Below are 8805 nucleotides of genomic sequence, written 5' to 3' on the forward strand. Positions count from 1 at the left end.
GCGACGGTTTCGCGCACGGCTTCGGCCTCGTCTATGCCAGAGGCAAAGCACATCAGCGCAGCGCCGGTCGCCTTGTCAGGCAAGCCGTCGCCTTCTTTTCGGCCAATCTCGACCAGAAGGGTATAAACCTGCTGGCGGGACGGTTTTTTTGGTTTCTTCTGATCAGTCATAAAAAAGGCCACCGCATTGAGATGCGGCAGCCCTATCTTGTTCTTCACGTTCTGGAAAGGGTCAGGTGCGACCCCGGACCAGACGGGTGACCCAAATCAGCAAACATGCACCGATCACACCCACGATAAGCTGGCCGATCCAGCCACCCAGCGTCGCGCCAACAATTGCGACCAGAAGGAAGTTCGCAACCAAGGCACCGATGATCCCCAAAATGATGTTCATGATTAAACCCATATCGGATTTCATGATCTTTTCAGCGATCCATCCTGCCAAACCACCTACGATAATTGCTGCGAACCAACCCAGACCTGTCATTTGTTATTCTCCATATATCTTGTTTCATAAAGATAACTCACAAGTCCGTGAAACTGTTCCCTAGTCGCGCAGCAATTCGTTAATCGACGTTTTGGACCGGGTTTTTTCATCCACGCGTTTGACGATTACGGCACAATACAGGTTCACACCATTTTTCGATGGCATCGACCCCGCAACGACAACCGACCCTGAAGGGACTTCGCCATACATGACTTCGCCGGTTTCACGATCAAGGATCTTGGTGGATTGGCCGATAAACACGCCCATACCCAATACGGACCCTTCGCGCACGATACAGCCCTCTACCACCTCGGAGCGGGCCCCGATAAAGCAGTTGTCTTCGATGATTGTCGGACCCGCCTGCATGGGCTCAAGCACACCGCCAATCCCTACGCCACCGGACAGGTGTACGTTCTTACCGATCTGCGCACAGGATCCGACCGTGGCCCATGTATCAACCATCGTGCCACTGTCGACATAGGCACCAATGTTCACAAAGGACGGCATCAAAACCACGCCCGGTGCGATATAAGCCGATTTGCGCACAACACAGTTTGGAACCGCGCGGAAACCGGCAGTCTTCCATTCGTCGTCGCCCCAGCCTTTGAACTTGCTGTCGACCTTGTCCCACCAGCCGGCACCCTGCGGGCCGCCTGTCTGATGCTCCATGTCTTTGATCCGAAAGCCAAGCAAAACGGCCTTTTTCGCCCATTGGTTCACATGCCAGTCACCGCTTTCCATTTTCTCGGCAACGCGCAGCTTGCCACTGTCCAACGCGGCCAAAGTCGCCTCGATCGCGTCGCGGGTTTCGCCGGTGGTTGCAGAGGTAATCGTATCGCGGGCTTCCCACGCGGCTTCGATGGCAGTTTCAAGTTGGGCGTTGGACATAAAGGTAGCTCCGGGTTGAGAAGGACAGGTGTTGCCATTGCCTATACAGTTGTGATGGTTTGCACGCAATCACAACGCCCGCCGTGGCCATTGCCAAAAAACGCGGGCATGCTGCCCCTAAATTGATGACCGGAGATGCGAATGACCGAAAAACCCCGCCACCCTTTGCGCGGCGCTGTTTCAGACAGCGCCAAAGCCAAAGACGTGCCCGATACGCCGCAAACCCGTGCACCAGCCTACCGCCTTGCGTTCACAGATGATGATTTCATGGGGCTGGACGCATTGCGACCGGTACGATTGCAGCTTGAACTACTTAAACCAGAAATGGGGCTGGACGCGCACGGCATCACATCGACCATCGTGCTGTTTGGTGGCGCACGTATTCCCGAACCTGCCAACAAGGACAAGGCACGCACGAAAACACTGGCAGAGCTGTCGCATTTCTATGACGAAGCCCGCGAATTTGCGCGGCTGATGACGCTGAAATCAATGGAGAGCGACGGCCACGAGAATGTCATCGTCACGGGCGGAGGGCCCGGCGTCATGGAGGCAGGCAATCGCGGTGCTGTGGACGCAGGCGGGCGGTCCATCGGATTGAATATCGTCTTGCCGTTCGAGCAGGCACCGAATCGATATGTCACACCGGAATTGTGTTTTAACTTTCACTATTTCGGGATCCGGAAAATGCATTTCCTGATGCGCGCGCGGGCCGTATGTGTCTTTCCGGGCGGCTTTGGCACCCTGGACGAGACATTCGAAGCACTGACCTTGATTCAGACCGGTCGCATGTCACGCGTCCCGTTCTTGCTGTTTGGCCGCGCCTTCTGGGAAAAGATCATCAACTGGGAAGCACTTGCCGATGCTGGCACGATTTCGGCCGAAGACCTTGATTTGTTTCAGTTTGTCGAGACCGCCGCAGAAGCGGTGGAGTTGATCGAAAGCTGGGAGACAGCCCCCGCACGAGACGCGGTGCCCGGCAGATAGGTATTCGCAACAGTTTGGCTTAAGAGGTCAGGCGCAAAGTTCAGCCGGGAGAACGCAGACCTCAACGTGATGCGGCAAGGTTTCAAGAACGATACCATCACTGGTGTCGCGCAGGCCATAGCCGTAGCCAGCCAAACGGTGCTGCCACTCGCGCACGGACAAGGCGCTTTGACGTTCGCGGGTGACAAGAGCAAGCACCTCGGCGGTAACAAAGGCGTCGCTTTTTATGATAACAGACATCGTGTTTACCTCGTGATTGATGTGTCGATGGAAACAATATCCTGTGCCATGATGTCTTAAGTCTTGCTGAACTGTGGCGAACTAAAGGTCATTTCACGATAGCCCTGCCCAATTTGGCATGGGCAATCATGTGGATATGACTTCGCTCTCTTGTGCATCCATCAAGAATAGATGCGCATGAGGGTGCCCCGGAAAAGCCGGGCCAAAATGACGGGTAAGGCGGCTGTGTGAATGGCCAAAATCGGATGCCTTGCACAGCTTTTTGGCCGCTATCCCATGCGCACAGCGCAAGACCCTCGGATGCAGGTCGCGCCAACTTGTCGAACCGGCAAGGTCTTTAGCAAGGAGCGCGCAAAGTAATGCGGCGAGCGCCGCATCGGTCCTATCGTCCCTCTTTGGTTTCGCACGCAACCGTAGATCAAGCGTAATAGCATCCCGCGCCAACTGGCCGACAGCCACATCCTCGGCTCTTGCCAAGGCCGATAGCGCGCGCAGCATCATTTCAGGAAGATCTACGGTAACTTTCACCCCCGCAGAATTTAGCGTCGTGGTTAGATTGGCATTAAAGCCCGGCGTCAGCCTCGATCTGCTTGCGTGACTTGCGAGCACGCTCCGTCGCTGACTTCAGCTGACCACAGGCCGCCATAATATCTTCACCGCGCGGTTTGCGGACAGGCGATGCATAGCCCGCCTTATAGATAATCTCTGAAAACGCCCGGATACGGTTGTTCGATGACCGAGTGTAAGGCGCGCCGGGCCATTCGTTGAACGGGATCAGGTTAATCTTGGCCGGAATACCACGGATCAATTCGATCAACCGGTACGCATCTGCATCACTGTCGTTCACACCGTTCAGCATCACATATTCAAAGGTGATCCTCTCGGAATTGCTGACCTTGGGATAGCTGCGCAGCGCTTCAACCAGTTCAGCGATATTCCAACGCTTGTTGATCGGTACCAGCTTGTCGCGCACCTCGTCTGTGGTGGCATGAAACGAAATCGCCAGTTGGCACCCAATTTCCTGCGCCGTTCGTGCAATTTCCGGCACGACACCTGAGGTCGATAATGTAATCCGGCGGCGCGACAGTTGGATGCCTTCGGGGTCCATTGCGATCTTCATCGCATCGCGCACATTCTCAAAGTTATACAAAGGCTCGCCCATGCCCATCAGCACAATATTCGATAGCAAACGTGGCGCTTCGGTGATCGTGCCAGGAACAGGCCATTCGTCCAGATCGTCCCGCGCTATCATGACTTGCCCGATGATTTCGGCTGCCGTCAGATTACGCACCAGTTTTTGCGTGCCTGTATGGCAGAACGAACACGTCAACGTGCACCCCACCTGAGAGCTGACGCATAGCGTGCCGCGCCCCTCTTCAGGAATATAAACAACTTCGACCTCATGTCCGCCAGCGATGCGCACCAGATATTTGCGCGTGCCATCTTCGGAAACCAGTTTGGTCACAACCTCGGGCACCTCGATCACGAACTTCTCGGCCAATTCGGCGCGGAATGTCTTGGACAGGTTGGTCATGTCCGCAAAATCGCGCGTTCCCCACTGATATATCCATTGCCAGATCTGGCCCACCCGCATCTTTGCCTGCTTTTCCGGCGTGCCGTGCGCAATCAGCACCTCGCGCATGGCGTCACGGGTCAGGCCAACCAAGTTCATCGGCCCGTCCGGCAATTTGCGCGGGATGGTCATGACGTCTTGGGTAATCGGCGCGGTCGCTGACATGGAGATTCTCCGGAAATGAGGTATTTGATCGCTCTATATAGGCATTCTGCCCCAGATCAAAAGGAAAGCCTGAATAACGAGCTTACCTTATAATCATCGCGGGAAGGACATCATAACAACAATCCAAAAGCCCACGGCCATTTCGACCAACGGGCGCATAGTAAAATGGCCAGACTTTGTATCTTTAGCCCAGCTAATTTAGGTCACAGAAATTTAGCGCGACACTGCGCTTTGTTCGGCAATTACTCAGGCTCTCGCCCTATATGCTGGCCAGCCAATGCTGCCATCCGTTTTCCTCAGGAGGCCAATACCCTAACCTAGCCGCCACAGCGCTTTGCCGCGTCTTCAACAGCAGCCGTGAAACCCAACAGGGAAAATGTATCTTTCGTCTGGGTACCCCGGCCCGAACGGGCAGTCAGCACCGCATCCGCACCGCGCTTCATCGCCGTGATGATCTTGTTGTCATCATCCGCCGTCGCAGGCCAAGCCCATTCACCATCGGTAAACAGCTCGAAACTAGTGCCGCTGATGTCCATATTCACCGTCGACCCCGACGCAAAGGGATATCCGCCAGTAAAGGCCACTTGCCCCTTGGCCCCCGCGCTTGGGCGGTAGAAAACCATCAAAAGGGTCTGCCCCCGGTTCACGGCAACAACGCGCCCGTCCCGGGAGTTTACAGAATTCTTGGGGGTCGATACACCCCAACATTCCGTCGGATTATCTTCGACGAAAACGCTCCAATCAGTCTGTGCGGCAACGCGGTTCGTGCTTTGCGCTTGCGCCCAAGCACCCGTGGTCGCGAAACTTGCCACTGCCAAGATTAAACCGGTCTTCTTAAAATTCATCATGTACCCTGGCCTCCAGCCGCCATTAACCTCAACTTCAATACAATTCCTCTGGCGGCCCTTCGAAAGACGCTCTTTTATTGGAACTGTTCTTCGCTCGACAACAAGCATATTAACGCGAAACAGGCGACCGACGAAACCCTGATTGGCAGGAAATCGCCCACTGAGAGGATGAAACATGACAGCAGCAGCCCCCTTTGCCGAAATTTGGCGTGGTCCGTTCTTGGAAAGCGTCCACTCTGGCCATGCAGTGGTCTGCGATGACACGGGTCAAATCATCCATGCTTGGGGCAATCCCGAGGCTGTGATCCTGCCGCGATCTTCTGCCAAGATGATTCAGGCGCTACCACTCGTGCAGTCGGGCGCTGCCGATGCTTTTGGCCTCACCCCCCAACATCTGGCGCTCGCCTGCGCCTCGCACCAGGCCGCAGCGCTCCACACCGGACTGGTGGGCGACTGGCTCGAAACAATGGGGCTGAACGATCAGGATTTTCGCTGCGGCACAGCGGAACCGGGTGATGAAACTGCTCGCAACGCGCTGATCTGCACAGGTGAAAAACCTTGCCAGATACACCATGAATGCTCTGGCAAACACGCGGGCTTTCTAACGGTTAACAAACACCTTGGTGGCGGCGCTGACTACGAAAAGCCGGACCACCTTGTGCAAAAAGCTTGCCTAGACGCCTTCGAGCAGGTCACCGGCCTTACCTCTCCGGGCTACGGCATCGACGGTTGCTCCGTCCCGAACTTCGCAACCACATTGCACGGCATGGCAAGGGCCATGGCCCGTTTTGCCTCCGCTCCCGACGGCTCCGCCGAGGCGCGCCTACACCAAGCCATGCGCCTTCACCCGGAACTGGTCGCAGGCGAAACCCGCGCCTGCACCAACCTGATGCGTGCGATGAATGGCAAAGTTGCCCTGAAAACCGGTGCCGAAGGCTTCTTCATCGCGATCCTGCCCGATCAGAAAATCGGCGTCGCCCTGAAAGCTGCCTGCGGAACGAAACGGGCCGCAGAATGCGCCATCGCGTCAATCCTTGTGAAACTCGGCGCACTTGATCCGAACCACCCCGAGGCGCTCAAATACCGCAATGCCCCCATCGAAAATCGCCGGGGCATCATCACTGGAACACTTAAACCCGCCGCAACTTTCGCCTGAAAAAGGCACCGCACCTTAGTTCCAAATGGTTCAAAATCCCGGGGTATGGGGCAGCGCCCCATGCACCTCTCGAACTCAAACCACGAATTCGTTTTTCGCGTAGCCCTGCACAAACAACAGCGCCGTCAGATCGCCAAAATTGATCCTTACATCGCACTCCGCCGCGACGGATGGTTTGGCATGCAGGGCGACGCCCATACCTGCACGGTGCAACATGCCCAGATCATTTGCACCGTCCCCGACCGCGATCACATCACCCTCGACCAGACCAAGCCGCGCGGTGATCTGCTCCAGCGCGTCCACCTTGGCTTGCTTGCCCAAGATCGGATCGGCCACCTGCCCCGTCAATTTACCATCCGAAATTAACAAGGTATTTGCCCGGTTCTCGTCAAACCCCAACGCCTCCGCAACCGCAGCCGTAAACGCCGTAAACCCGCCGGACACCAGCGCGGCATAGCCCCCCTGTGCCTTCATCGTGGCCAGCAATGTCTTGCCCCCCGGCATATGCGTAATCCGCTGCGCCAAAACCTGACCAATCACGGCCTCGTCCAGCCCTTCAAGAAGACCGACCCGTTCGCGCAACGCGCCCTCGAAATCCAGCTCGCCATTCATGGCGCGTGCAGTGATATCCTTTACCCGCGCGCCCACGCCTGCTTCATCAGCCAACTCGTCGATGCATTCTTGCTGGATCATGGTGCTGTCCATATCGGCAAGCAGCATCTTTTTGCGCCGCCCTTCTGACGGAACGATGATCAAATCAACGCCCATGCCCTGACATTCAGCCCAGACATCCCAACGATTGCCCGGCATCCGCAACATATCAAAAGTTGCGGCCTCATCAGGGGCCAACCAAACCGCATCGCCACCGCCCCATGCATTTCGCAGGCTGTCGACCAATGCGGCCTCCAGCTTTGGTCGTTCAGGCGAGGTTAACAAAGTCACACTATGCATCGTCAAGTTTCCGATCCGCGTCAGAGCTGTCGTAAAAAGCCAATCAAGCGGCGTTCTAGCGATATTTTCCGGCTTGTGCCAGACCGTGCGCACCTCTAGATGCAGCAATGGGACACCCTTCCCCAACGAAGGGCGCTTATCTGAAAGGGTAGCTAAATGGCTATTACAGTACCTACAACGCGACCAACGAATCCGCGTTTTTCCTCCGGCCCGTGCGCCAAACCCCCCGTCTATGACCTGACCAAGCTTGCCAGCGCGCCTTTGGGCCGCAGCCACCGCGCTGCCCCCGGCAAAGCCAAGCTGCTTGCCGCAATCGAGACCACCCGCGAGATCCTAGGCGTACCGGCTGATTATAAAATCGGCATCGTGCCTGCGTCAGATACTGGCGCTTATGAAATGGCCATGTGGACCATGTTGGGCGAACGCCCTGCTGAAATGGTCGCTTGGGAATCATTCGGCGCTGGCTGGGTGACGGATGCTGTCAAACAGCTAAAGATCGAACATACCGTCCACACCGCTGACTATGGTCAGATCGTGGATATGGCGTCGCTCAACTATGACAACGACGTTTGCTTTACCTGGAACGGCACCACATCCGGTGTGCGCGTGCCCACCGGCGATGTTATCCCCGCTGATCGCAAGGGCCTGACCCTGTGCGACGCTACATCTGCTGCCTTCGCCATGGACCTGCCATGGGACAAGCTGGATGTAACCACCTTCAGCTGGCAGAAAGTGCTGGGAGGAGAAGCGGCGCATGGCATGTTGATCCTCAGCCCGCGCGCGGTTGAGCGGCTTGAAAACTACACACCTGCATGGCCCCTGCCCAAGATTTTCCGCCTTACCAAAGGCGGCAAGCTGATCGACGGCATCTTTAAGGGTGAAACGATCAACACGCCTTCGATGCTGTGTGTAGAAGATTACTTGCTGGCGCTGGACTGGGCGAAATCCGTTGGCGGTCTGAACGGCCTGATCGGCCGTGCCGATGCCAACACCGCCGCGATTGCCAAGTTCGTGGAAGACCACGACTGGATCGATTTCCTTGCCACTGATCCGGCGACACGGTCCAACACATCTGTTTGCCTCAAGTTCGCCGACGACCGCATTACCGACGGGGCCGCATTCGCCAAAGCCGTTGCCAAACGCCTTGCCGACGAAGATGTCGCACTGGACGTTGGTGCCTACCGCGATGCCCCTCCGGGCTTGCGCATCTGGTGCGGCGGCACAGTTGAAACCTCGGATATCGAGGCGATGCTGCCGTGGCTTGCTTGGGCCTTTGAGTCCGAAATCAACGCATAATTACGGGTTCCCCACCTTGCACCGCGCGTAGGGTGGGTGACAACCCACGCCCCCCTTCTATTCAAAAAAGGAGCGCCAAACATGGCCCCCAAAGTTCTCATTTCCGACAGCCTGTCCGAAGCCGCCGTACAAATCTTCAAAGACCGTGGCATCGAGGTCGATTTCCAACCCAATCTGGGCAAGGATAAAGAAAAGCTCGCCGCCATCATTGGCGACTA

The 8805-nt window shown here is 56.4% G+C and carries 10 protein-coding genes; 3 read left to right on the forward strand and 7 right to left on the reverse strand.

Features of this window, described 5'->3' with window-relative positions:
- Positions 1–231: 231 nt before the first annotated feature.
- Together ABYT07_RS16690 and dapD are read right to left on the reverse strand one after the other, a co-directional pair.
- Entirely contained in the window at positions 232–486 is a 255-nt protein-coding gene (locus ABYT07_RS16690) for a GlsB/YeaQ/YmgE family stress response membrane protein (protein WP_372993168.1), read from the reverse strand.
- 60 nt (positions 487–546) lie between these two features.
- Entirely contained in the window at positions 547–1374 is an 828-nt protein-coding gene (gene dapD, locus ABYT07_RS16695) for a 2,3,4,5-tetrahydropyridine-2,6-dicarboxylate N-succinyltransferase (RefSeq protein ID WP_372993169.1), read from the reverse strand.
- Positions 1375–1515: 141 nt separating this feature from the next.
- Here dapD and ABYT07_RS16700 point away from each other — a divergent pair, with 141 nt between their 5' ends.
- Positions 1516–2358 carry an LOG family protein gene (locus ABYT07_RS16700; RefSeq protein WP_372993170.1) on the forward strand — a complete coding sequence of 281 codons (843 nt, stop codon included), beginning with the start codon at positions 1516–1518 and terminating at the stop codon, positions 2356–2358.
- 27 nt (positions 2359–2385) lie between these two features.
- Here the strand turns inward: ABYT07_RS16700 and ABYT07_RS16705 are convergent, their stop codons facing one another.
- From ABYT07_RS16705 to ABYT07_RS16720, 4 genes are all read right to left on the reverse strand, one after another.
- Positions 2386–2598, reverse strand: coding sequence for a hypothetical protein (locus ABYT07_RS16705; RefSeq protein WP_372993171.1), 213 nt, complete (start codon positions 2596–2598; stop codon positions 2386–2388).
- A 126-nt stretch (positions 2599–2724) separates the two neighbouring features.
- Complete coding sequence (locus tag ABYT07_RS16710) at positions 2725–3126, reverse strand: hypothetical protein (protein ID WP_372993172.1); 402 nt, start codon at positions 3124–3126, stop codon at positions 2725–2727.
- A gap of 34 nt (positions 3127–3160) precedes the next feature.
- The gene (rlmN, locus tag ABYT07_RS16715; protein WP_372993173.1) at positions 3161–4336 is read right to left on the reverse strand and encodes a 23S rRNA (adenine(2503)-C(2))-methyltransferase RlmN; all 1176 of its coding nucleotides are present in this window, start codon (positions 4334–4336) and stop codon (positions 3161–3163) included.
- Positions 4337–4653: 317 nt separating this feature from the next.
- Positions 4654–5181 carry an invasion associated locus B family protein gene (locus tag ABYT07_RS16720; protein ID WP_372993176.1) on the reverse strand — a complete coding sequence of 176 codons (528 nt, stop codon included), beginning with the start codon at positions 5179–5181 and terminating at the stop codon, positions 4654–4656.
- Positions 5182–5359: 178 nt separating this feature from the next.
- Between ABYT07_RS16720 and ABYT07_RS16725 the strand changes: the two genes are divergently transcribed.
- Complete coding sequence (locus ABYT07_RS16725) at positions 5360–6340, forward strand: asparaginase (RefSeq protein WP_372993174.1); 981 nt, start codon at positions 5360–5362, stop codon at positions 6338–6340.
- A gap of 75 nt (positions 6341–6415) precedes the next feature.
- Here the strand turns inward: ABYT07_RS16725 and serB are convergent, their stop codons facing one another.
- Positions 6416–7291 (reverse strand): phosphoserine phosphatase SerB, encoded by an 876-nt coding sequence (serB, locus tag ABYT07_RS16730; protein ID WP_372993177.1) that lies wholly within the window; start codon positions 7289–7291, stop codon positions 6416–6418.
- A 156-nt stretch (positions 7292–7447) separates the two neighbouring features.
- Here serB and ABYT07_RS16735 point away from each other — a divergent pair, with 156 nt between their 5' ends.
- Complete coding sequence (locus ABYT07_RS16735) at positions 7448–8587, forward strand: phosphoserine transaminase (RefSeq protein ID WP_372993175.1); 1140 nt, start codon at positions 7448–7450, stop codon at positions 8585–8587.
- Positions 8588–8805: the final 218 nt, after the last annotated feature.

The sequence above is a fragment of the Sulfitobacter sp. genome (assembly GCF_041552635.1).
GTDB lineage: Bacteria > Pseudomonadota > Alphaproteobacteria > Rhodobacterales > Rhodobacteraceae > Sulfitobacter.